Raw genomic sequence first — 21,631 nt, forward strand, 5'->3', positions numbered from 1 at the left:
ATTATTCACACATTAAATATATGCACAATGAAAGCACAAGTTAACGAAATAAAAGAGCGATTGCAATATTTTACGGGAACAGAAATGTTCTATCAAATCCCCTTACTAAGAACACGTTTTACGGACGGATTGAAATATTTGTCAGAAGTAGCAGAATGTTTTTGGCTCATTACGGACACTTCCGTAATTGCAAAAAGTCTGATGAACCGAAGCGAATTTATAACCATAGACTTTAAAAGATTGCCCGAGGAAAAACAAAATTTTACAGGATATGAAGCTGAAATTATTTATACAGATGGCAACGACAATATTTTGGAAAAACACGGCTATCGGGCAACCGATTTTCCGCTCGATGAATTGCGGTTATTTTTTGTAAATGATACGCTGATGTTACCAAGCGAATATTAAAAATTCAGGCTATGGTTTATCTCAATTTTACAGACTTGAGCGAGGAGGCTCAAAACCGACTTTTAGAGGATTCTAAAAAAAACGTGGAACGAAAATTTGGCGATGATATTCGCAAATACGTAAGGGAAAATTACACCTGTTTTGAAACGATGATAGAGGAAGAAGCATTACGAAATTTATATTCCTATAAGTTCATATTCAACATCTAATTTTCTAAACTTAATAATCAAGCACCTCTAAATTTTGGAGGTGTTTTTTCTTTTCAAGTAATTCCAGTTCAATAAAAAAACCGTATCTTTATTTCGCTGAAATTCAGCACACATAATTTATATAGCTACCCTATTTTTAACTTTCGCTGGTAGCTGTATCCATCTATATTTTACATATTGGAATTTCCGAATTCCTAAAAGGGCAATTGGCTTTTTAGCCAGATTGTATGAAATTTTTGTCACGCTTTGGCGTGACGAAAAGGAATAGCAAGAGGGTAACGGGCAGAGCCGCGTTACACATTCCTTTTAGCTTATAACCAATTGATTTTCAACAACTTGAAAATTAATGGATTATATATATTTCTTCGATTTGCGTCAAATGCCCTTGAACAACCTGTAAACAGGGATGGATTTACGTCAAATACACAAAAAAAGCGAAAGAAAATGGATTCATTCATCACCATCAGGTTCAAAAGGAAAACTGCCAAACGTTTTCAGGAATTTTCAAAGACACACTTCAAGACCCATACCGAAGCAATGGAAAATATCCTTGATTTTTTCTTCTATAACGAGATATCGCCAAAGGAAAAATTGGGTCCGACAGGGCGAACCATCGAAGCCAAACTATTAAAAAGAATCAATGCAGTCATCGCTATAATGCGTGATGTTGAAAAGACACAAACCAAACCCACGGTCGCAATGATTCAATCCCTTTTTGAGACAGAACAGCCAAACAAAAAACCGCTGATTTTAGAAAAGAAATATGCCGAAGAAAAAAAGGAAGTACGCTTCCGTGAAAAACAAAATCCAAGTAACCAACTGTAAATTTTTGAGCTATGTATATTACAATCTCACCTCAAAAAATAGGAGGTAATTATTCTAAAAGTTCGGCTGATTTTGTTGGCTATCTGGAGAAGGAAAACCAAGGATTGGAACAACAGGATATGGAGCATTTTTTTAACCAATATGGCGACGAGATTTCAGCAGAGGAAGTGGTCAGGGAAATTGATAGCAATACCGCAAAACTTGAAAAGCACGAGCCACGGTTTTATTCTATTATCGTAAGCCCTTCACAATACGAACTGAAACGGTTGCAAAACCATAATAAAGATTTGCAAAAATATACCCGGGAGATTATGAAGGATTATGTGGCTTCATTCAACCGTGAAATAAATGGGCGACCCGTCAATATCGATGATATAAAATACTATGCAAAAATTGAACACCAAAGAACCTTTAAAGGAACAGATAAACAGGTGCAGGAAAACCAGCCTTTTGCCACAAAAATACTTCAATTAAAAACTGAAGTCCGAAATGTGCTAGATGGACGAGCAGAAGGAAATGTGAAAAAATTGGAAAAAGAAATCGGGAAACTAGAAAGAGAAGCACCGCACCAACAGAACGGAAAACGAATAGTACAAGGAATGCCAAAAGCAGGAGACCAAAGCCATTTACATATTATCGTTAGCCGCAAGGATGCATCAAACCGATTCAGTTTGTCACCTGGAAGTAAATATAAAGCTTCCGACGTTGAATTAAATGGTAAAACGGTAAAACGGGGATTTGATAGAGATGGGTTTTTTGAGAAAGCAGAAAAGACTTTTGATAAGACTTTTGGCTATCAAAGGAACTTCGCTGAAACCTATAAGGCAAGAAAGGATTTCATCAAGAATCCGAAAATCTATTTTGCATCGTTGATGAAACTACCAACCAACGAAAAAGCGATTGCGTTCAAATTAATGCGTGAAAGTAATATTCCAATAATGCCGAGTATTCCGGTCACGCAGGCACAATTGGTAATGAAAATAATTAACAAGCTACGACGTGGTGCGGAAGTGGCCATCAAATCAAGTTCCATCGGAATCTAACTTAAAATTATACAAATGGACAATCTCGTAACAGTACTTTTTATTATTGGTGTAGCCAGTGTTGTTTTCTATGGAATATTTCGGGTTAGCAGATATGCATTTGTCGTCAATTTTCTATTGATTGGCGCTTTTGTGTATTATTTAAATGAACAATTACCATTGGTGCAAATAGCACTTTATTTTGTTTGTCCTCTGATATTAATTAATATAGGAATGTATGTATTCTTGCATAAAACGGACGAGCCTAAAAGTGGAAATGCCAAATATCAGGTCAACTTTGCCACTACAAAAGGAAACTTCAAACTGGATAACATCAAACGTGGTGCATCTATAATCGGTTCTGCGGGAAGTGGAAAGACCGAAAGTGTAGTCTATGGTTTTTTGAAACACTTCGAAAAAGAAGGGTTTTGCGGAATTATCCACGACTACAAGGATTTTGAGCTTACTGAAATGGCTTATCCCCTTTTTAAAGATGGTAATATCCCGTTTAAGGTCATTTCCTTTGATAAAATCATACATAGGGTAAATCCTATTGCACCACGCTATTTAGAGAACGAGGAAAGCGTAAACGAAGTTTCAAGGGTATTGATTGAAAACCTTTTGGAACAACGGGAATCTGGAACAACTGGAACGACCAAATTTTTCAATGATGCTGCGGAAGGCTTGATTGGTGGATTGATTTGGAAATTAAAAACTACCTATCCACAATTCTGTACCCTTCCACATTTAATCGCCATTTATCAATATCTGGACACAAACAGCCTTATCCAGTTTTTGGAAACCAATACGACATCGAGGGCAATGGCAGATGCTTTTATAAGTGGAAAAGATTCTGAAAGACAGACCGCAGGAGTAAAAAGCACCTTGGCCAATGCTTTTAAACGAATTAGTACACACCGCATTTTTATGGCGTTGTCTGCGGACGAAGTGCCACTCAATATAAATAGTCCTGAAAATCCAACTGTAATTTCGGTCGTGAACAATCCCAAATTTGAAACTTCGTATTCTCCTGTGATTGCCACCATCATCCATACCATTACAAAACAAATGAGTGTACGCAATGCAAAGCCTTCTTTTTTGATGATGGAAGAAGCACCAACCATTCGTTTATTGAATATGCATCGTATTCCTGCGACACTTCGAAGCTATAATATTTCTACGATTTATGTGATGCAGGACAAAATACAAAATGATATGATGTATGGGGACAAGGCAAGCAAAGCGATTTTAAGCAATCTATCCTACCAATTTTTCGGTAAAGTCAATGACCCAGACACCGCAAAATATTACGAACGGTTTTTTGAAATTATTAAGGATCCTACCAAAAGTATAAGTCGTGGGCATAATTTGGATTTTGACACTAGGGTAACTACTGGAGAAAAAGAGATTCCAAAGATAAGGGCTGACGTGTTTTTTCGGTTGAAGCAGGGCGAATTTATCACTTATGCAGATGGGAAGGATAAGAAGGTGCAATTTAAATTGGAAAAAATCAAAAGGGAGCTTCCGGAGAATACCAAAGAATTTTCTAACGCTGATTTGGAGGCTAATTTTGAGAGGATTTTTGAGGAAGCGAGGTCTATATTTGAATAGTAAGGAAAAAAGACCTCACTTTCTTCGTTAACCTAAATATCATTGAGCTTTTCTGCATCTATATTGAGAAAAAGGATGGAATGAATCATCTATAATATTCCAAAAACCGTATCATTAAAACTTATTCGCCGATTAATTCATTACTATCTGACTATAGTCAAATAGTAGATGGTAAACATAAAATGATTCTTTTCCCCCAAAATTTTTTGTGTGAACTGAACTGTAGGTATTTTGAAAAAAACTGTGAAAACTTTGGAATTTTAAATATTGAAGAGTATTGATTTCTATATCTTTTTTTAAAATACTATTGGCTTTTGTCATTACTTTGTGATGGTCTATATTCAAATTCTCAATGAAGGCTATTTGTCCCTCAAAAGGAAGCCTTAAATTGGTGTGATTTCTATTTGCTACTTTTCTAATGTCACCTATATAAGCTTTTGTGTCCGATAAAATTCTGATTCGTTTACATTCTATTGCAAAATAGACCTGATTATTTTTGGACATCCATTCGCTTTGAAGTCCTAATCTATCCACGTATATATCAATTTTATCGGGTTTCTGTTTAGAATCAACAAGGTCTATATATCTTTCTTGGGTTTCAGCAGCAAAATGAATATCTTCTAATTTTGAGATTTTATCTTTTAATAGGTGTTTTTTAACGTTGAGATAATTATCTACTAAATCAAATTTCAAATAGTCCTCAAATGATAATGTACTATTCTCTTTGACTGCATTAATAGAGTATGGATTTTTTGTTTTTTCCTTTAGACAAATCCCGTAACATTCGCATACGTAAGAAATTATTTGCTGTATTCTTTTATTAGTTATAGAAAAAGTATTTTTCCTATGTTGTATGAATTGGGATGCATCAGAAATCATTAACTTCATTACTTAAGTCATTAAACTCTGCTTGCTCAATAGTGTTTCTAAATTCTGCTACGTCATACCAAGCGATGGCGCGATGCCAACATTTATACTCATTTGGTTTAATTATATAAAATGAATTATTTTCAAATCCCTTAATGTCCTTTTGTAGATACAAGTTTTTTAGAGGATCACGCGTATTTGTAATTTGAGATATACTTAAATTGTCTGCCAACCTTTGCAATACTTCTTTTTCATCAAATTTATCTTTTGGGTATATAATTTTTTCTTCCGGTTCTACATTTAAAAGAACAAAGTTCATTGCAATGAAATAATCTAAAATGTAAATCTCTATTTGAATAAATTCATCCTCGTAAAGGTTCCCAATTTCATTTAGGTAAACTTCTGCATATTTTTGTAGAACGAAATCTTGGTTTCTGTAATGATTAAAATTAAAGTGAGTGAAATCCGTAACCAAATCTTGCTTGCTTTCTTGGAATTGGTATCTCGAGACATTAAGGGCATAATCTATTAAATCTTTTTCATAGTCTTTAATTTCGTAAATTTCAGCAATTAACCCATTTATTTTTAAGAAAATCTTGTCATCAAATTCAGGCTCTCCTAGATTAAAATCTGAATAATGCTTTCGGAAAGAATTCAAAAATTCATCTACCAATTTAATAAGTTCCTCATTCAATGAATTATCTGGCTTATTAAAAGGAATGTTCAAAAATTCGTCTACAAATCGAATAGCGGGCCTTGTACCAACACCCCAAGCGCTCGCAATTAAAAACATATAATAAGTAGCCATTTCTGAAATCAATAAACCATAAATAGGCTTGATTATATTTTTATTAAATGAAGAGATTGCAAAAGTACCCTTTCTAAATACCGAGTCCGATTCGCAATAAGAAATGACTGGTTTATTCCAATTCTTACTCTGCTCCTTTAATAGAATTTTACTCCCTTTAAAAATCTCTATTTTTCTCCCTCTTGAGAGTTTGACATCTGCTTCTCCTAAAGTTTTGGCCTTATTTACCTGTGTATAGTATTCATTTATTTCACTATTTTCAACTATTGGCAGTCCAATTAAGTTTGGATATGGTTTTGCATCCAGCCCCCTTTCTATACCAGCTCCTTTGAAAGTAGTTTTCTCATCTATTAAATCTAATATTTTTAATGTATTTTGCGACTCTAACCTTTTTATAAATCCAAAATCTAAAATATTTCCATATAATGCGACTTTAAACATCCAATCATTTTCAACAAAATGTTTTTGAGCAATTTTCTTGTTGTCGTATTTTTCAATGACCAACATTTTAAAATACTTTAAAAATGAGTTCACCTTTATACTCAAATGTTCGACAGAATTTTCGAGATGATTTTCACTTTTCGCTTGGCGATAAAAGACTATCGAAGTTGGGCTCTCTTGCTGCTCGAAAAGAGATTGTTTGACAGCTGATAAATCTAAAAACTTATTTAAGCAGAAGGAAGTTAAAAATTTATGCTTAAATTCTCTGGTTGTAGTTGAAACATTATAAAAAACGGTGCTGGTTACTATTAAGGCTGTAACAGTATCAACTTGCATAAAATCATTCGAACGCAATAAAAAGGATTGTGCAATTTCTAATTTGCCCTTAATTTTTTTGCTATAAGTATTACTGGAATTGACCCATTCTAGGTGTTTATACGATTTATCTTTTTTCCAAGGCGGATTTCCTAAAATAAAATTAGGTTTTTGTCCTATAACAATCTCGTTGAATTTGTGGTCAAGATCAAAAAAATCTGCTTCAAATAAATTTTCTCCTAAGAAATTCGGGAAAGGATATTTTTCTATATCCTTTGGATTTTGGTAATCTAAGAGAGCGATATATATTGAAAAGCAAGTTACTTTTAAAGCCTCCGGATTAATATCAATACCAAAAAGATTGTTTTTAGCTATATTCCTGATAGATGTACTGAAATCCTCATTGTTCTCTTTGCCATTTAAGTTAATTTCTTTTTCAATCATCTTTCTTAAAGACTGGACTAAAAATATTCCAGAACCCACCGCAACCTCAAAAATCTTGCAGGAAGATGTATGACTGTTTTCTAAATACTTATCTATGGTATCATTTAAAATATATTCCACCAAAAAAGGAGGTGTATATACCGCAGCATCTAACTTTCTTTTTTCCTCATCAATTAATGACTCATAAATACCAGAAATTACTTCTACAGGAATAATTGAAAAGTCAAATATGTGAAAATAATATCCATCAAACAAGGTTCCTTGTTCTTGGACTTCTCCTTTAAAAACATCTGCTAGAAATTGAGATTGGCTTGAGGTTAATTTTATATCGACTTCTTTAAATAGAACCCCATTGAAATTTTTATTTAACTTAATAAACAAGCTGTCCAATTTGGCAGGATCCTGAATTATTTTACTAAAGCTAAATCTTTTCTCATCAATGCTATTTCCTGTGATTTCATCATCGTCAATTTTAACCCCTCTATCAATCAAATAACGAATAAAAATTAATCGGAGGATTAAGGAATTTGCTTCGTTTTCAGTAAGTCCATCAGGCTTACTTATTAAAATTTGTCTAACAGAGCTTATATTTTGAAACAATCGATCATTTACCCGTTTCCGAAAATTATTTTTCTTTGTATTTTCGAAATATTCATATTGCAACCATTTCCAAGTAAGTCCGCTTTGTAAATTCCAAAAAGAAAATTTTGATTGTCTTTCCTCTGCATTTAAGGGAATTTCTTCCAGAGTTCTCTCTTTTTTATGGTAATTAAGAGCATTGTAAACTTTTACATCTTGATTTTTAACAATAAAAATCACAGGCGAATTGTCAAACGACCATACTTGTTTATGAATTTCTAATTCACGAGTTGACAGATGATTTTCATCAAGATAAAAAAAAAGCAATAAGGGTTGCTGATTAAAAACGTAATAAGCATCAGGATTAATTATTTCTAATTTCTGCTTAACTTCAGGGGCAAATCCATCATAGGAAATACCATCTGCTCTATCCATAAAATAGACAGCTCGGTGCTCAATTAGCCCTAATTGATTTAATATGTTATTTAATGGCTCGATTAGAAATCAAAAATTTATTTACACAAAAATAGAAGTTTTAATAGACCATCCATAAGATAAATTGTATTTGTTTTGTCAAGCGGAACAGAATGATGTTTTATTTAAGCCACATAAATTCCGAAAATAGTCTGTTTATCTTAAAAAGGCCCTTTATCCCTCGGTCCATTATGGGTTACCTTCCATTGGCCATCTTTTTGAACCAGTTTAAAAACACCCGGTTTTGGGTCATAAGCTGTTGAATATTTTACCCAAGCCACCACGCCATCCATAGCCTCATCCACCACTTTAAAATTAGCTTCTGAATCTTTATCTTCAGTAAACATTGCTTGAATGCTTGAAAGGTTTGCATAGCCTTCCGAAGTGGTAAATTTTTTCAAGGTAGCTTCATCACCGTGATAAAAACTTTCGGCAACAACTTTAGCGGTTTCAGAAGGGGAAAGGTTCTTTTTTTCTGAACACGAGAAGAACAACAATATGAGCGAGCAAATGACTAAATTTTTCATAACGTTACTAATTTGGGTTATTGATATAACTATGTGATATTTTCAGTTCAATATTACGTTCGCCATCTTTTTCGTGCAGTTCAAAAATTGCTCTGCGGTCATTGGATAGCGAAAACTTCGGCAAGACATAAACAAACCGAACCGTTTCGTTTTCTGTGATTTTAGAAGGCATATTATGTTTGAAAATCGGTTCTTGATACAGTCGTTGTAACGATTTCTTTTTCCCCTTCTGTCTTGTTTCAACAGAGAGTTTTAAGAAATTCAAATCATAATCCAACGTAGAATTATTCTTAATCTGGATGACAAAGTAAAGTTCTTCCGTATCAAAAACAATGTTCTCAACGCTCAAAACTATACCTTCGGTTCTCTTTTTAATCCTACCTACACGCTGCTTTCTCTCAAGAAGATAGGAACTGAATTTCTGGTAATAATAATCCCTGTTATCAACATTGCTTTCAGCAGTAACAACAGAAATAGAATCATTCAATATTGGTCTTTCATTCCCGATACTACTTGACTTCGGAATAAAATAATTGAATTTTAATAGCTGCGCTTTATACCTTACAATATACGAAAAAATTGAACCATCTCTATTGACTATCAGAAGATTGCTTTCTTTCCCAGGCTTTGCTTGAAGAAGCCCGAAATACTGCTCTTTTTCACGATTGTAGGTAAATATAAAATTTTCTGCACCGGTTATTCCCTGGCGAATGGGCTCTGGAAAAAACAGCGCAACATTTTTAGTGTCATTCGCATATATGGTATCAATTACAATTGTGTCTTGTGCTGTAACCTGCGCGAAGCAAATTCGAGGTGCAAATGTGGAAACAGCTAGTAATAATGAAGTTATGATATATTTTTTCATAATAGTGAATTTTTAAGAACCCGAGATGGCTCATAGTTTTGGTTTTAGAATAAGTTTATAATTGTTCAGCACGGTCACTTTCACACTTCGGTTTTTACGTTTGAGGATTTTTGTGATTCCGCCAACTTCAGGAACACTTGGAATATTAATATCGCCTATAACATCGTCCAGGACTTCCGTTGTTATCTCTGCCCTAAAATTGTTTTCTACATAGATGCCCTCGCTACCATCCTGTAAATCGAAGGCTTTGAGTTTAGTGGGATGGTGTTTGATATTTTCAATTTCTATTAAAGCACGATTGGGCTGAAAACTGATAAACCCAAAAACGAGCGTGTTTTTTGGCATTTGCTTATTGTTAATCATAGCAGCCTTGGTAAGCCGCATTCTTAATCTGGAGTTTGCTTTTACTACTTGGTCGCCATCGACGACCACATAGATTGTTTCATCCGTATTCCCGATAATGGAAATGTCGTTTGGTTTTGGCGAAGCAGCAAAGAACAATTGATGTTCCAAGCCTAATTCTTTGGCTTCAATCTTTTGTTCTCTTTTAATTTCAGTGGAATCTACCTCTTTTACTTTTTTGCGAATTGTTTTTCTTGAACCAATATTCTGATAAGTCAAATCAGAATATTTGATTTTTCCTGCGGAATAAATGCTATCCACGATACGTTCTTTTTCACGTTGAGGCAAATCTGCATCATAAAAGCCAAGGGAATCAATCAGTTTTTCATCATAGATGCTCGGTGCATTGTTTTCACGTACTTCCTTTAAATCATTGATGGCATCCAGTTTGGAATCGTATTCTTTTTGATTTTCTTCCAAATCGGGTATCAAGGTCTGTTCAAGGTTTTCATTTTCACTTTCATCATCGCCCATAACCATTATAGAGTATGATATCAGGAAAATGAAGATTACTGCCAAAACCGCTGCAAATACTATTTTGTTCTTTTCTACTCTCATCTGTTGATATTTATTTGTTTTTAAATGCCGATTACCTGCACGACGGCAGGCGGGTCGGCTCAATTTTCATTGTTCAGTTTTTTTAAGGTGTTTTCAAAATAATCGGTTATCAATAATCCGTGTGGATTGTTCGGAAAGTTTCGATTGACCATAATGAGGTTTCCAGTTGAAACCAGTTCGTAGGTGTCAATTATGGAACCTCTATTGATTTCAAAAATGGTCGTCGTGGTAAAACTATATGAACCATTATTTTCAATTATTCTTGAATCGATACTCAACACTTTTTGAACCAAGGAGTATTGTAAGAGTCGATTATAAACACCATCAGCTTTCTTCTGACGATAAAGGTTGTCAATGGAACTGTTACCCAACCAAAGCGCTTTTTCTAAATTGCGTTCATAGTTACTCGCATCGATATTGTAGAAATAAGTATGGAACAACTCTAAATGCGCCAAAGCTTCAACCCTGAAATTTTCTTTTTGGGTAACGAGTTTTAGCGGAATGATGCTACCGTCGGTATTGATTGCAAAGGCATTGTTTAGCGCACTTTTATGGGTAGTAAATGCCATCCAAACCGACAATGTGCTAGCCAAAAAAGCAAACACTACGACTGCTAAAACGATAAACCTATTCAACTTTAGGACATTGTAAATATTCTTATAAGGTGTTTTCATTCTGAATGGATTTAGTTGGTAAATAGTCTGAGTGTAAAAGATGTGGCGCGTTTATACAGTTTGAACTTCAAGAAAACAATAAACCCTACCGAACCTAATTGAACCACAGGTGCAAAAAAGGCTTGACCTGTATCGATTCCAAACAAATTGACCCAAAAATTGGTGTTGATTTCCGTGTAGAGTGCATTCACAAAGACGTTTACTAAAAAGAAAGCAGGTACTAACATATAGACCGCAGCATAAAGCTTGAAGAATGTGTAAGCTAACGAACGGAACTTTTCAAAGACTGCAAGGCTAATGACCAAGGGAAAAAAAGTTTGCATTATTCCGAGTAGAAAAAAGCGTTCTGCCAAAAACAATGGATAAATTGTAAATTCCTGTAAAGTTGACCCACCCATTCCTGTTTAAATTGAGCATAGTAAAACAGGTTCTAAAAAGAGCAGTTTTGTGCTTATAAAAATATAAAATTTATCATTGTTTTTTTCTTTTTTTTCTCATGGATTCACCTTTAAGTTCCACTCTATGTGCTGCATGTACCAGTCGATCTAAAATAGCATCAGCAATAGTTTGTTCTCCGATAATTTGATGCCATCCCATAATTGGTAGTTGTGAGGCTATGATAGTAGCACGTTTTCCATGTCTGTCTTCGATGATTTCCATAAAAGCTTGTCTTTTATTAGTATCAAGTTCTTGAAGTCCAAAATCATCAAGAATGAGCAAATCCTGTTTTTCTATTCTATCGATTTCTTTCATGTATGAACCGTCTGCTTTAGCTAGTTTGAGTTTAGCAAAAAGCTTATTGATATTGTAATATTTGACTTTATACCCTAGAGAACAAGCTTGGTATCCAATAGCTGAGGCAATAAAGCTTTTACCAACACCTGTGCTTCCTGTAATGAGTATGTTTTCCTTGTTTTTAATAAACTCGCACGATGTGAACCTAATTAATAGGTTTTTGTCAATCATTCGGCTGGATTCAAAAGATATCTCTTCTACAGAAGCTTTATATCTAAACTTGGCTGCTTTGGTTAATCGTTCTATTTTTCTATTGTGTTTATCATCCCATTCAGATTGTAATAAATACGCTACTAGCTCATCATTAGTATATGCTAGATGATTTGCTTCTAGTGTTGTCGTAAAGGCTCTATGCATGCCATATAGCCTTAGTTGTTTCATTTGTTGTAATGTTTGGTCATTCATAATTTATAATGATTTAATTATTTATAATAATCGCCCCCTCTGATGTTTCCATGCTTAGGGATTGTAGATTCTGTATTGGTATCTTCCTGTATAAAATCCAATCCTTTTTCAAGAATACTTTTAACACTTTGATAATTGATGCGTTCATAATCTAAAGCTCGTTTACAAGCATTATCAAGACGTTCATTCCCAACTTTTTAGCTAGCCCTAATACACCAGCACAAGATTTATAGGATTGTTCAGGATGTTGTCTTTTTCCTAATAATAAAGTGATGAAAGTTTTACAATGGCCTCCAATACCTTCAGCCCAATTTAAAAAGGTGTCAGGATTCCAATCAGCTACATAACGATGTGTTGAAGGCATATGCTCGCTATCGGTAGTGTAACCATGACGTTTTAAGCCTCTTTTATGAACAGCAATCCGTTTTTGCTTATAGTAAATTTCAACGGTGTCTTTTGTATAAATGATGCGAACCTTCTTTCCTATATAACGATAAGGAACGCTGTAATAATGCTTATCTTTATTAATGTGGATATGAGAGGTCTTATATACTGTTCCCATTAGGTAGGCACGTAGTTGATATTTATCTGTAGGCAATGGCAATAATTCTTCTTGCTCCAAAGATGTAAATAAATCTAACCTAGAACAGTCCCTTGCTTGAAAGTTAATTTTATTATGCTTCCCCGTGAGTTCTAATACAGCTTCATTTAAAGCACTTAAGGTATAATAATCATTCCCATTTAATGGAGCAAAAACTCTTGTGTAGATAATCTTTACAGCATTTTCTACTAGTGCCTTATCTCTTGGACGATAGGTTCTTGTTGGAAGTATCGTGGTATCATAATGAGTTGCCATAGCCAATAAACTCTCATTAAGGATAGGCTCATACTTGCTACTTTTTGTAACAGCTGACTTTAAGTTATCAGTTACTATTGCTCTAGGAACGCCTCCGAAAAAATGTAATGCACCTACTATGCACCCAATAAAATCCTCTCGTTTTTGTGAACGACAAGCTTCTACATAGGTATAGCCGCTTGCTCCTAGTACAGCAATAAATACTTCCATTTCTTTTAGTAAACCAGTAGCGGGATCTATGATAGCTAATTTCTTTCCTGTGAAGTCCACAAACATTTTATCCCCAGCCTTATGGTTAAATCGCATGACTGGATTTTGAGTACGAGACCAAACTCTATACAAATGACAAAATCTAGAATAAGAGATAAATACCTTTTTATTTTGATAATAGTCCTCCCAGATCATGTAACGAGTAACTCCAACCTTTTTAAGGCGTTTGCTTACCTCTGGGTATAACTTAAAAACATACTCATGACGAGTCGTTATGTGGGTCTCATCAATATGCAATAATATACGTAAATCTTCAAAACCAAGCTTATCAACCTCTTCACTTGTAAGCTTGCTCTTTAGTAATAATTCGATGTATTTGCGAACAGTATTCCTGGATATACCAAGTTGTTTACTGATGCTCCGCTTACTAACTCCTTGAGTATGTAAACGATATAGTTGTTTGATTTTTCGCATGTCTAAATGTATGTTTGCCATGGTTATTTTTCTTGATTATAACCATACAAGTTATTTAATACATGCTCTTTCTAGAGGTGGGTCAATTTAGACAGGAATACCCGGGTCACTTTAAATAGGATTCAGTGGGTCACTTTCGCAGGATTACATGGGTCAGTTTGGCAAGAATTTCCAGATAAATGAATAAATCTAATATCCAGAGGAACAAGCTAATGATGAATGCAAATATTTTGAATCCGTAAAGCGGTGTAACCAAAGCTTCATATAAAAGCGTCATAGCAGCTTGGGCAACCTCGATGATACTCACGTCCTCTTCAATGGGAATGTCCTGCATTTGCAATGGCAATAAGGCTGGTGCAGTTCCTCGATATTGTCCTTCAATGGCTACTAAGATGCCATCGAAAAAGCCTAATACTTGCGTTGAGAAAATGACCAAAATGACAATGGCAAAATTCTTGGCGAGTTCGCCTGGACTCAATCCCCAAGTGTAGCCATCCTTATCTGCAATGCCTTCATTGTATTTTTTGAGGATGTTGACCAGAAAGAACAGGACAGCGAGCGTTTTCATTCCCGCAATCGTGTATTGCGAAAAGTCGCTGGCCTGTATGGTCTGGAAGACGGTATCGATGTATTCCAGTCCAATTCCTAAGAGAATGGTCGCAGTCATTTTTAGTATTCGGTTTCTCTATTATTGACTTTATCCTGCATTTTTCTAAAAGAAATAATGTCACGATAGCGTTTTGTTTTTGTAGTGATGTTGGAAACCATTTGCTTGGATTCCTGTTCTTTTGCTTTCAGGATTTCAGCACGTTCGGCATCACTCATTTTTAGGTAATCGCTGGATAGGACTTCATCAATAAAATCTACTGTGTCCAACGAGTTTTGTACTATGGCGTCAAATGATTCTACAACCCTTGAAACTTCATCTGGTTTGATGTAGGGCGAATTCAAAATATCCTGTAAATCATTTTGCATTACGTTGATAAGGCGCTGATTATTCTGTCCAATTTCCTCAACTGCTCTCAGTTGCTCAACAACGCTTGATACTTTCTCTATTGCCTCTTTTGCATCTTTTAGGAATTTTACAGACTTAATCATTTGTGCTGTCTGTTTTCCAGATTCTATCAGCTGTTTTACCAAGCTGATAAAATTGGTATTGTCATAAGTGGGCATTCCCTGGCACGCAGCGCGTGCGGGCAATAAAAAGATGAATGCCGTTGCGAGAATTAAAATTTTTGTCTTCATAATATTATGTTTTAGATGTGAATTGAATTATTGCTTTTTGCATATCGTGATGCTCGTTGTAGAGCTTCATTATTTCTTCATTTTCCTGTCCATCGGTCAAATAAGCGGCATATACTTCCTTCGGAACTTCGAGCCGAAAGATGTTACTTTCTCTACCTATCTTGATAAACATTTCGGTGTACTTCCGTGGTCCTGAAAGATTGTTCTTGATGGATTTCAGTTGGTTAAGGTCGTGGCTGGAAAGGTTGAGTCTTTTGACCAATTCATCATAGCCTTTTTCATTGTTAAGGCTGTAGATGACTTGCGTGTTTTCAAGAATACTCGCAGAAGTTGAATTGTTTGGTAATTGGTTTATGGATTGAAGTATAATCCCAATAGCACCGTTTTGTTTACGTATGGCTTGATAGTAGAATTCTACACTTTCCAATACGTTTTCAAACTTCAATTGCTTGGCAAACTCATCAAAAAGGATGATTCCCTTTTCAGCTCTGTTCTTCCAAATGGTTCTTTGGATGGCTGACTTAATCAGCTTCAACATCACGGATAGGATTTCTTTGTTATCCTTTACTTCATCCAGTTCAAAGACAATCAAGCGTTTGTCTTCGATTTTATAAGTCTGGTCTTCGCTTACTTCAAAAAGAAAGCTATATAGACCATCGCCGACATATTCGGACATTACGTGCAAGAAGCTCGTGACATTGAAGTAGTCGGGATGGATTTTAAGAGTGTCAAGTAGATTTTCTTGGCTCTTTTCTATAAAGCTGTAAAAACCATCTAACGAGTGATTTTCAGAAGTACTATCATAATAATGGCGCAGTATCTTTTTAACGGAAACCGATTGTGCTTTCGTAACTTTTAAATCTGAAGCAAAGAGTTCAAATAGGAAAACGGATAAGTCTTCCAATCGCTCTGGTGTTAAGTCATCTTGATGACTGATGTAAAATGGATTGATGCCCAAGTTCTTTCCGCTTTCGTAGCGAAGCACCGTATATTTTTCAGGGTAGAGTTTGGCAAACTTGGTGTAGGATCCACCGAGGTCTATGATGACCAAGCGAACGCCACTTTCAAAATACTGACGTAATATGTTATTGGCCAAAAACGATTTGCCTTCGCCCGTTGGTGCAAAAATGGCAAAGTTCCTTGCTTTAATTCGTTTCTTTTTTTCATCCCAAACATCCTTTAAAACAGGAATGTTATGCTCACGGTCGTTGAAGATGATTCCGGTAGGATCGCTTTTGTAATTGGTGTTATTGATGAACAGGCAAAGCGCGTGTTTTAAATCCGTTACATACAAATCGTTGTTCGAGAAATTGGACGAAAAACAGCAGTAACTGTTTAGGATATAATTCTTACGTTCTTCGCCTCTTGGATAGTATGGTATGATATCCAATTCCTTAAATTCGGTCTTTATTTTTGAAGTTATTTTGTCGAGCTCTTTAGCTTCTTTCGCCCAATAGACAATATTGAGATGACCACGGATGATTCGTGCATTATCATCGGCATTGATTTGGTCAAGAATGTGCTGGATTTTGCCAAGCACCACTTTATTCTGCGAACCGAAATTTGAACTTTTGTTGAGTTCCTCAATCTTCTTATCGAGCAGTTTACGCCATTTCTGTTTGTCATCCAGATACAAAATCTGATTGACAATGTGATTCTCGTTAAGCGTAAGCCCTAAGCCATCAATAAACCCTTGATGAAACACAAAATCGTCAGAAGTGAATTTCTCATTGGTTTTGCTACTCTGTACACTTTCGCCAAAGCACAGTTCGCTGTTGATGGCCAGGGCATCAAAATGGTTTTCGCCAATATTGACGCTTTTTTTGTCCAGTAAAATATCGGTATCGTAGCCTTCATTAAAGCCATTGAAATAGGCACTTGTTAGTTGCTGTATCTCTTCCGCTTTAAGCGAAACAAAATCCATCTTTCGGCTATTATTGATGAAGGAAACCGAATCGCTAACCGAGTTTACAAAGCTTTTAATATTGTCATCCAGTTCCTGTACGATTCCTTTTGAAACTTTTCTGAAAGGGTTGACGTATTTCGGATTGTTGAGTGCCTTATTTTTGGTCAATATGAAGAACAAATAGCAGCTGTGCTCGATATGTCCACGACCTTTAAAATGCTCGTGGGTAGCTTTTTCCAAAAAGGTGGAATTCGGAAGTTGTTCTGAAGAATAGGATTTCTTCAAGTAGATATCCTGTTTATGAACCACAGTACCAACTGGCAAAGACTTTAATGCCTGAAACCAAGCACCGTGCATATCTTCAAAATCCTTTTCAGACAACGAGTATATTTCCGGCAGATTTCCTTTGTAGCACAAAATAACATTGCCATTATTGGCAAATACGATATTGTCCTGAATATCTACGATGGGTTGATATGCCGAAAGGTTAATCTTGTTCATAATCGAAGCCAGAATTTCTTTTGTTACTAATGATTTTTGGAAAAGCCTTAGCCATTTGGAATAGTTGTGGATTGTGGGCTATTCTCGTCAGCGCCACATAAAGGGAAGCGTTGAAAACCAACACACCTATTATTATCCCAAAGCTGAAAGAGAAGATGATGATGAGCAACGAAGCCAAAATAGAAACCATCATCAAAGCAAACAGGGAAATGGGCAGCCCAAAAATGACCGCCCTTTTCCTGATGTTTTTATAGACTTCGAACCGTTTCATTTATACAACGATTCCTATTAGGTAAGTAAAGATTCCGACTACTGCACCTGCAATCAATACAAATACTAAAACTCGGGTAATCCCCTTTTTTAAATCTGCATTTTCCCCAAAAAAATGTCCTGCGTTAAACAGGAAACCTACAAGGAAGATTACACCGAGAAGTATTGGAAAAATAGTTCGGATAGTGTCGCCTACATCGTTAACTGAATCTTCAATGCCACCAATTTGAGCAAAAAGCGAAGTGGATAAGAGCGAAAGAATGGATGCTAAATAGTGTGATTTTTTCATAACGGAACAGTTTAAATTTTTGGTTCATTTTCGTTATTGGAAATTTACATATATTTGAACTTAAATAACTGAAAATCAAATAATTGTGAATAAAATATTATTTGATATTGTTTGAATTCCGTTGCTATTATTTGGCATCAAATCCTATGGATTTTTGAAGGGAAGTTGTTGATAACCCAAAAATTGAAAATGAAAAATCTGCTCAAAAACGTCAGTTTTGTGATTTTGGTTCTAAAAATGTGCTTCATTTTTGGACAAGAATCGACTGCTCAAAAACGAATAATAATTGACGTTGGACACGGCGGAAAAGATGCTGGTGCAATTGGTATAAATGACATTCAAGAAAAAGATGTGGTTTTATCGATTGCAAATGAGATTTTAAAGTTAAATGACGACTTGGAAAAACCACTCGATATTTATTTGACCAGGTATAAAGACACTTTAATATCATTATCGGACAGGACTAAACTGACCAAAGCCTTAAATGCTGATTTGTTTGTGTCTTTGCATTGCAATCATTCCGATAATCCGGATGCAAGAGGTATTGAAGTTTACGCTTCAAGAAAACAAGAAAAATTCTCAAAAGCATCGGTTTTTATGGGCTATCAAATTGAAAGTGCACTTTGTGAAGCAATAGGCTATGATAGCAGAGGTGTGAAGTTTGCGAACTTTCAGGTGCTAAGGGAAACAGCAGATTATTGTACTGCCATATTAATAGAATTGGGCTTTTTATCCAATTGGGATGAAGAAAGCTATATCTCAGACAACCACAATATTGAGCGTATCGCACTATCGATATTATTATCCATTCAAAAATCAATAGAATTATGAAAGATATTTTTTTAGAGTTAACGAAGAGCTTGAAGGACATTGTTTTACAATGTGTTTCAGAAGTTATTTTACTGTACAAATCCTTTAGAAGTTAGATTACCTAAGTTTATTATCTACACATTATAAAAAACAATTTATTCAATAGTGTATTTAAGTATTTGCTTAAATAATATAATAATGATATATTTGTGGCCACTTTAAATCAAAAAAGATGAGCTTGGAAATAACCTGTACACGGAACGAAGCAGACAAGAAGCAAATATCGAGATGTAAGGAAACCATAGAGAATTCTTCAGGTAGCTTAGAAGCAATAAGCAAAATTTTGTCTCTTGCGGGAAGCGAGGTACGACTGAAAATTCTATTTCTATTGAACATAGAGAATGAACTGTGTCCTTGCGATATTGCTGACATTCTTGAAATGAGTGTTCCTGCCGTATCCCAACATATCCGTAAAATGAAGGATGCGGGAATTATTACATCGAGACGTGAAGGGCAAACATTGTATTATTCGCTGGTAAAGAGTGAGGACAATGTTTTGAATGGAATTTTCAATTCAATTTCAGCAAGAAAGAAAACAGCTTAGAAAGTTTACATTATGGCACCGAATAAAACTTCAAATACCGCGGCCTATACCGGCATTTTTACCGCAGTTGCAGCATCAATATGTTGTATAACCCCTGTCTTGGCATTAATTGCTGGAACAAGCGGAATTGCATCTACATTCTCTTGGGTCGAGCCATTTAGACCCTATCTTATCGGCTTGACCATTATTGTTTTGGTCTTTGCCTGGTACCAGAAACTACGACCGAAAACACAGGAAGAAATAGATTGCGCCTGTGAAGATGATGCGAAACCATCGTTTTGGCAATCCAAACGGTTCTTATTGATAGTAACACTATTCGCCGCATTGATGCTGGCCTTCCCGTACTATTCCAATCTATTTTATGCACAGCCCGCCAAGGATATCGTCTATGTCTCTCAATCCAATATCAAAAAACAGACTTTTGAAGTCGCTGGAATGACCTGTGCAGGTTGTGAGGCACACGTAGAAAGCGAAGTCAATAAATTGGACGGAATTATTTCTATCAAAGCCAGCTACGAAAATGCTAATACCATAGTGGAATTTGACAAGACCAAAACCGATTTGCCCACAATCCGAAAAGCTATAGAAAGCACGGGGTACAAAATAATAGAATAATGAAGATTCAATTAAAATCTACGATTACCTGTCCAGAATGCGGCCACAAAAAGGCTGAAGAAATGCCAACCACCGCCTGTCAATTCTTTTATGAATGTGAGAATTGCAAAACTGTTCTGAAACCAAAAGAAGGGGATTGTTGTGTATTCTGTTCTTATGGTACTGTGGCTTGTCCGCCGATTCAAGAAAATAAAAATTGTTGTTAAAAAGCCATACCTTAAATTCACTTCCGTTTATCCCCAGCTTTAGTATCAAAAGCAATCAAATTAAAAAGTTCTCGCATTCGGCTACGCACACGATTACCATAGCGTTCTTCCAGTTCTTCAGCATTGAGATTGGTTGTGGCGTGCGTCTTGATTTTGTGTTTGGTTTGTAAGTAAAGCTCGTATCGGGATAAGAGCACTTCGCCCATTACGTTCAAATCCTTTCCGTAGAATCTACCAGATGGTTCCACACCTAAATCATCAAAACAGTAAAATTTGGTATTACCATACTCTTCAACCGTTTTAAACCCAAGATGGTTGAAACTGAAGGTTACATTCCGGCAGGGAATCATTTCGTAAGGTCTTTGTAGTGGAACCAAATGGCGCAACAATTTCATCAAACTGGTTTTGCCGCAGCCAACGGGTCCGGAAAGTAGAATGCCTTTGTCAATGTCAATACCATAAGTCTCACAGTTGTCTTTATCCTTGATGAAGTAGGAACAGAGCTTCAGCAAAATATCCTTGTCTTCATCATATATCCTAAACTTTTCGCCAAACAAAAGTTTGCCTTTGGCATTTAGGTAAATCAAGATTTTTGGAAAATCATAGATCACACTTTTACCATCAAATTTTCCGAGCGAATATTCCACGCCACCTTCGGTTATTTTAGAGGGGTTGTCCATAATCTTTGTTTTTAGTGGTTCGCAAGTTGTCCTTGATTTGGGACGCTTGTTTTTTGTTTGGTTTGTTTTCCTCGTCGAATATTTCGGTTCTGTCCATCCAGTTGATGGCTACGGCTCGCCAATCTCTGATTTCCTTGCCATCGCCAGTTTGCCAATTTCTGGTCTGGTAATGCTCATAGAATTTTTTAGCTTCATCAGCATCAAAACCTTTTTCTTCAAAAAAAATAAAAACGGCCTGCCAGCCCTTTGGTTGTTTTATATAGTTTTCTTGTTTGATATTGTTTGTATTAGATACCAATGCTTGTCCATCTATGGGACGGTGTTGGTTCACAACCTGTCCATTTTTGGGATGGTGGTGTCCCTCAAGCGGTACACCTCTGGGATGGTACTGTTCCGCAAGTTGTTCTAATATGGGATTGTACTGTCCCACAACCGGTTCATCACTTGTCCCAATAATGGCCATCTTTATTTTGCTGCCTTTGTAGGGATTGTTGGAAGGGAAATAGGTTAAGTATTGCCAAGAATCTAACTCGACGATGCATCTGTGATATGTAGACTTAGAACCTATTTTAGCACATCGCATCAAATCGCGACGGTTTACATAAAATTCATCCATAAAGCGGCAACTGTTCCATTCTTGGAACAGTGCCATATAAAGGCTTATGTGCGTTGGATTGAGGCGGTCATCAAAAAAGAACTTTTCAAAAGCCGCATTTAGTAGCTTTATATAGTTCAT

Annotated in this window: 23 protein-coding genes and 2 pseudogenes; 9 read left to right on the plus strand and 16 right to left on the minus strand. The window is 35.7% G+C overall.

What is annotated here, in order from left to right:
- The first annotated feature begins 27 nt into the window (after positions 1-27).
- The 5 genes from JOOMADRAFT_RS01695 to JOOMADRAFT_RS01710 all read left to right on the plus strand — a co-directional run bounded on the left by JOOMADRAFT_RS01695 (position 28) and on the right by JOOMADRAFT_RS01710 (position 4,075).
- A complete protein-coding gene (locus tag JOOMADRAFT_RS01695) occupies positions 28-408 on the plus strand; it encodes a DUF6876 family protein (RefSeq protein ID WP_008610919.1) in 381 nt (126 codons plus the stop codon).
- Between the two features lie 11 nt (positions 409-419).
- Positions 420-617 carry a hypothetical protein gene (locus JOOMADRAFT_RS19790; protein WP_008610922.1) on the plus strand — a complete coding sequence of 66 codons (198 nt, stop codon included), beginning with the start codon at positions 420-422 and terminating at the stop codon, positions 615-617.
- Between the two features lie 444 nt (positions 618-1,061).
- The gene (locus tag JOOMADRAFT_RS01700) at positions 1,062-1,442 is read left to right on the plus strand and encodes a BfmA/BtgA family mobilization protein (protein ID WP_008610923.1); all 381 of its coding nucleotides are present in this window, start codon (positions 1,062-1,064) and stop codon (positions 1,440-1,442) included.
- Between the two features lie 11 nt (positions 1,443-1,453).
- Complete coding sequence (mobB, locus tag JOOMADRAFT_RS01705) at positions 1,454-2,485, plus strand: MobB family relaxase (RefSeq protein WP_008610924.1); 1,032 nt, start codon at positions 1,454-1,456, stop codon at positions 2,483-2,485.
- Between the two features lie 15 nt (positions 2,486-2,500).
- Positions 2,501-4,075: a type IV secretory system conjugative DNA transfer family protein gene (locus JOOMADRAFT_RS01710; protein WP_008610925.1), complete on the plus strand. Its 1,575-nt coding sequence runs from the start codon at positions 2,501-2,503 to the stop codon at positions 4,073-4,075.
- 132 nt (positions 4,076-4,207) lie between these two features.
- Here JOOMADRAFT_RS01710 and JOOMADRAFT_RS01715 read toward each other — a convergent pair whose 3' ends face one another.
- The 14 genes and pseudogenes from JOOMADRAFT_RS01715 to JOOMADRAFT_RS01780 form a co-directional block, all read right to left on the minus strand.
- Complete coding sequence (locus tag JOOMADRAFT_RS01715; RefSeq protein ID WP_008610926.1) at positions 4,208-4,954, minus strand: hypothetical protein; 747 nt, start codon at positions 4,952-4,954, stop codon at positions 4,208-4,210.
- Positions 4,944-7,964, minus strand: a complete 3,021-nt coding sequence (locus JOOMADRAFT_RS01720; RefSeq protein WP_008610927.1) for an Eco57I restriction-modification methylase domain-containing protein — start codon at positions 7,962-7,964, stop codon at positions 4,944-4,946. The genes JOOMADRAFT_RS01715 and JOOMADRAFT_RS01720 overlap by 11 nt, the downstream gene beginning before the upstream one ends.
- A gap of 200 nt (positions 7,965-8,164) precedes the next feature.
- A complete protein-coding gene (locus JOOMADRAFT_RS01725; protein WP_008610930.1) occupies positions 8,165-8,530 on the minus strand; it encodes a hypothetical protein in 366 nt (121 codons plus the stop codon).
- Between the two features lie 7 nt (positions 8,531-8,537).
- Complete coding sequence (locus JOOMADRAFT_RS01730; RefSeq protein WP_008610931.1) at positions 8,538-9,395, minus strand: DUF4138 domain-containing protein; 858 nt, start codon at positions 9,393-9,395, stop codon at positions 8,538-8,540.
- Between the two features lie 30 nt (positions 9,396-9,425).
- Entirely contained in the window at positions 9,426-10,355 is a 930-nt protein-coding gene (traM, locus tag JOOMADRAFT_RS01735) for a conjugative transposon protein TraM (protein WP_008610932.1), read from the minus strand.
- Positions 10,356-10,414: 59 nt separating this feature from the next.
- A complete protein-coding gene (locus tag JOOMADRAFT_RS01740) occupies positions 10,415-11,029 on the minus strand; it encodes a conjugal transfer protein TraK (protein ID WP_008610933.1) in 615 nt (204 codons plus the stop codon).
- Between the two features lie 11 nt (positions 11,030-11,040).
- A pseudogene (locus tag JOOMADRAFT_RS01745) lies at positions 11,041-11,397 on the minus strand (hypothetical protein); the annotation flags it as partial.
- A gap of 103 nt (positions 11,398-11,500) precedes the next feature.
- A complete protein-coding gene (gene istB, locus JOOMADRAFT_RS01750) occupies positions 11,501-12,229 on the minus strand; it encodes an IS21-like element helper ATPase IstB (protein ID WP_008610934.1) in 729 nt (242 codons plus the stop codon).
- A gap of 151 nt (positions 12,230-12,380) precedes the next feature.
- Positions 12,381-13,790, minus strand: coding sequence for an IS21 family transposase (gene istA / locus JOOMADRAFT_RS01755; protein WP_245547639.1), 1,410 nt, complete (start codon positions 13,788-13,790; stop codon positions 12,381-12,383).
- A 136-nt stretch (positions 13,791-13,926) separates the two neighbouring features.
- Positions 13,927-14,436: pseudogene (locus JOOMADRAFT_RS01760) on the minus strand (hypothetical protein); the annotation flags it as partial.
- A 2-nt stretch (positions 14,437-14,438) separates the two neighbouring features.
- A complete protein-coding gene (locus JOOMADRAFT_RS01765) occupies positions 14,439-15,014 on the minus strand; it encodes a hypothetical protein (RefSeq protein ID WP_008610935.1) in 576 nt (191 codons plus the stop codon).
- A 4-nt stretch (positions 15,015-15,018) separates the two neighbouring features.
- Entirely contained in the window at positions 15,019-17,421 is a 2,403-nt protein-coding gene (locus JOOMADRAFT_RS01770; RefSeq protein WP_008610936.1) for a TraG family conjugative transposon ATPase, read from the minus strand.
- Entirely contained in the window at positions 17,408-17,692 is a 285-nt protein-coding gene (locus JOOMADRAFT_RS19795; RefSeq protein WP_031427462.1) for a hypothetical protein, read from the minus strand. The genes JOOMADRAFT_RS01770 and JOOMADRAFT_RS19795 overlap by 14 nt, the downstream gene beginning before the upstream one ends.
- Complete coding sequence (locus tag JOOMADRAFT_RS01780) at positions 17,693-17,980, minus strand: hypothetical protein (protein ID WP_008610937.1); 288 nt, start codon at positions 17,978-17,980, stop codon at positions 17,693-17,695.
- A 189-nt stretch (positions 17,981-18,169) separates the two neighbouring features.
- On the opposite strand from JOOMADRAFT_RS01780, the gene JOOMADRAFT_RS01785 reads away from it, so the two are divergent.
- From JOOMADRAFT_RS01785 to JOOMADRAFT_RS19800, 4 genes are all read left to right on the plus strand, one after another.
- Positions 18,170-18,811 (plus strand): N-acetylmuramoyl-L-alanine amidase family protein, encoded by a 642-nt coding sequence (locus JOOMADRAFT_RS01785; RefSeq protein ID WP_008610938.1) that lies wholly within the window; start codon positions 18,170-18,172, stop codon positions 18,809-18,811.
- 211 nt (positions 18,812-19,022) lie between these two features.
- Positions 19,023-19,394 carry an ArsR/SmtB family transcription factor gene (locus JOOMADRAFT_RS01790; RefSeq protein WP_008610939.1) on the plus strand — a complete coding sequence of 124 codons (372 nt, stop codon included), beginning with the start codon at positions 19,023-19,025 and terminating at the stop codon, positions 19,392-19,394.
- 12 nt (positions 19,395-19,406) lie between these two features.
- The gene (merTP, locus tag JOOMADRAFT_RS01795) at positions 19,407-20,009 is read left to right on the plus strand and encodes a mercuric transport protein MerTP (protein WP_008610940.1); all 603 of its coding nucleotides are present in this window, start codon (positions 19,407-19,409) and stop codon (positions 20,007-20,009) included.
- The gene (locus tag JOOMADRAFT_RS19800; RefSeq protein WP_008610941.1) at positions 20,009-20,215 is read left to right on the plus strand and encodes a GDCCVxC domain-containing (seleno)protein; all 207 of its coding nucleotides are present in this window, start codon (positions 20,009-20,011) and stop codon (positions 20,213-20,215) included. Before merTP ends, JOOMADRAFT_RS19800 begins: the two co-directional genes overlap by 1 nt.
- 17 nt (positions 20,216-20,232) lie before the next feature.
- Here the strand turns inward: JOOMADRAFT_RS19800 and JOOMADRAFT_RS01800 are convergent, their stop codons facing one another.
- Positions 20,233-20,895 (minus strand): ATPase, encoded by a 663-nt coding sequence (locus JOOMADRAFT_RS01800; protein ID WP_008610942.1) that lies wholly within the window; start codon positions 20,893-20,895, stop codon positions 20,233-20,235.
- Entirely contained in the window at positions 20,879-21,631 is a 753-nt protein-coding gene (locus JOOMADRAFT_RS01805) for a hypothetical protein (protein ID WP_008610944.1), read from the minus strand. Before JOOMADRAFT_RS01805 ends, JOOMADRAFT_RS01800 begins: the two co-directional genes overlap by 17 nt.

This window comes from Galbibacter orientalis DSM 19592 (assembly GCF_000260115.1).
GTDB classification, from domain to species: domain Bacteria; phylum Bacteroidota; class Bacteroidia; order Flavobacteriales; family Flavobacteriaceae; genus Galbibacter; species Galbibacter orientalis.

What these genes read in the sequence shown, in the direction of transcription:
- traM (WP_008610932.1), bottom strand. Translation starts at nt 10,355, where the DNA reads ATGAGAGTAGAAAAGAACAAAATAGTATTTGCAGCGGTTTTGGCAGTA.
- JOOMADRAFT_RS01700 (WP_008610923.1), top strand. Translation starts at nt 1,062, where the DNA reads ATGGATTCATTCATCACCATCAGGTTCAAAAGGAAAACTGCCAAACGT.
- JOOMADRAFT_RS01730 (WP_008610931.1), bottom strand. Translation starts at nt 9,395, where the DNA reads ATGAAAAAATATATCATAACTTCATTATTACTAGCTGTTTCCACATTT.
- merTP (WP_008610940.1), top strand. Translation starts at nt 19,407, where the DNA reads ATGGCACCGAATAAAACTTCAAATACCGCGGCCTATACCGGCATTTTT.
- JOOMADRAFT_RS01725 (WP_008610930.1), bottom strand. Translation starts at nt 8,530, where the DNA reads ATGAAAAATTTAGTCATTTGCTCGCTCATATTGTTGTTCTTCTCGTGT.
- JOOMADRAFT_RS01710 (WP_008610925.1), top strand. Translation starts at nt 2,501, where the DNA reads ATGGACAATCTCGTAACAGTACTTTTTATTATTGGTGTAGCCAGTGTT.
- JOOMADRAFT_RS01765 (WP_008610935.1), bottom strand. Translation starts at nt 15,014, where the DNA reads ATGAAGACAAAAATTTTAATTCTCGCAACGGCATTCATCTTTTTATTG.
- mobB (WP_008610924.1), top strand. Translation starts at nt 1,454, where the DNA reads ATGTATATTACAATCTCACCTCAAAAAATAGGAGGTAATTATTCTAAA.
- JOOMADRAFT_RS01790 (WP_008610939.1), top strand. Translation starts at nt 19,023, where the DNA reads ATGAGCTTGGAAATAACCTGTACACGGAACGAAGCAGACAAGAAGCAA.
- JOOMADRAFT_RS01740 (WP_008610933.1), bottom strand. Translation starts at nt 11,029, where the DNA reads ATGAAAACACCTTATAAGAATATTTACAATGTCCTAAAGTTGAATAGG.
- JOOMADRAFT_RS19790 (WP_008610922.1), top strand. Translation starts at nt 420, where the DNA reads ATGGTTTATCTCAATTTTACAGACTTGAGCGAGGAGGCTCAAAACCGA.
- JOOMADRAFT_RS19795 (WP_031427462.1), bottom strand. Translation starts at nt 17,692, where the DNA reads ATGAAACGGTTCGAAGTCTATAAAAACATCAGGAAAAGGGCGGTCATT.
- JOOMADRAFT_RS19800 (WP_008610941.1), top strand. Translation starts at nt 20,009, where the DNA reads ATGAAGATTCAATTAAAATCTACGATTACCTGTCCAGAATGCGGCCAC.
- JOOMADRAFT_RS01785 (WP_008610938.1), top strand. Translation starts at nt 18,170, where the DNA reads ATGAAAAATCTGCTCAAAAACGTCAGTTTTGTGATTTTGGTTCTAAAA.
- istB (WP_008610934.1), bottom strand. Translation starts at nt 12,229, where the DNA reads ATGAATGACCAAACATTACAACAAATGAAACAACTAAGGCTATATGGC.
- JOOMADRAFT_RS01805 (WP_008610944.1), bottom strand. Translation starts at nt 21,631, where the DNA reads ATGAACTATATAAAGCTACTAAATGCGGCTTTTGAAAAGTTCTTTTTT.
- JOOMADRAFT_RS01780 (WP_008610937.1), bottom strand. Translation starts at nt 17,980, where the DNA reads ATGAAAAAATCACACTATTTAGCATCCATTCTTTCGCTCTTATCCACT.
- JOOMADRAFT_RS01800 (WP_008610942.1), bottom strand. Translation starts at nt 20,895, where the DNA reads ATGGACAACCCCTCTAAAATAACCGAAGGTGGCGTGGAATATTCGCTC.
- JOOMADRAFT_RS01715 (WP_008610926.1), bottom strand. Translation starts at nt 4,954, where the DNA reads ATGATTTCTGATGCATCCCAATTCATACAACATAGGAAAAATACTTTT.
- JOOMADRAFT_RS01695 (WP_008610919.1), top strand. Translation starts at nt 28, where the DNA reads ATGAAAGCACAAGTTAACGAAATAAAAGAGCGATTGCAATATTTTACG.
- JOOMADRAFT_RS01770 (WP_008610936.1), bottom strand. Translation starts at nt 17,421, where the DNA reads ATGAACAAGATTAACCTTTCGGCATATCAACCCATCGTAGATATTCAG.
- JOOMADRAFT_RS01720 (WP_008610927.1), bottom strand. Translation starts at nt 7,964, where the DNA reads ATGGATAGAGCAGATGGTATTTCCTATGATGGATTTGCCCCTGAAGTT.
- istA (WP_245547639.1), bottom strand. Translation starts at nt 13,790, where the DNA reads ATGGCAAACATACATTTAGACATGCGAAAAATCAAACAACTATATCGT.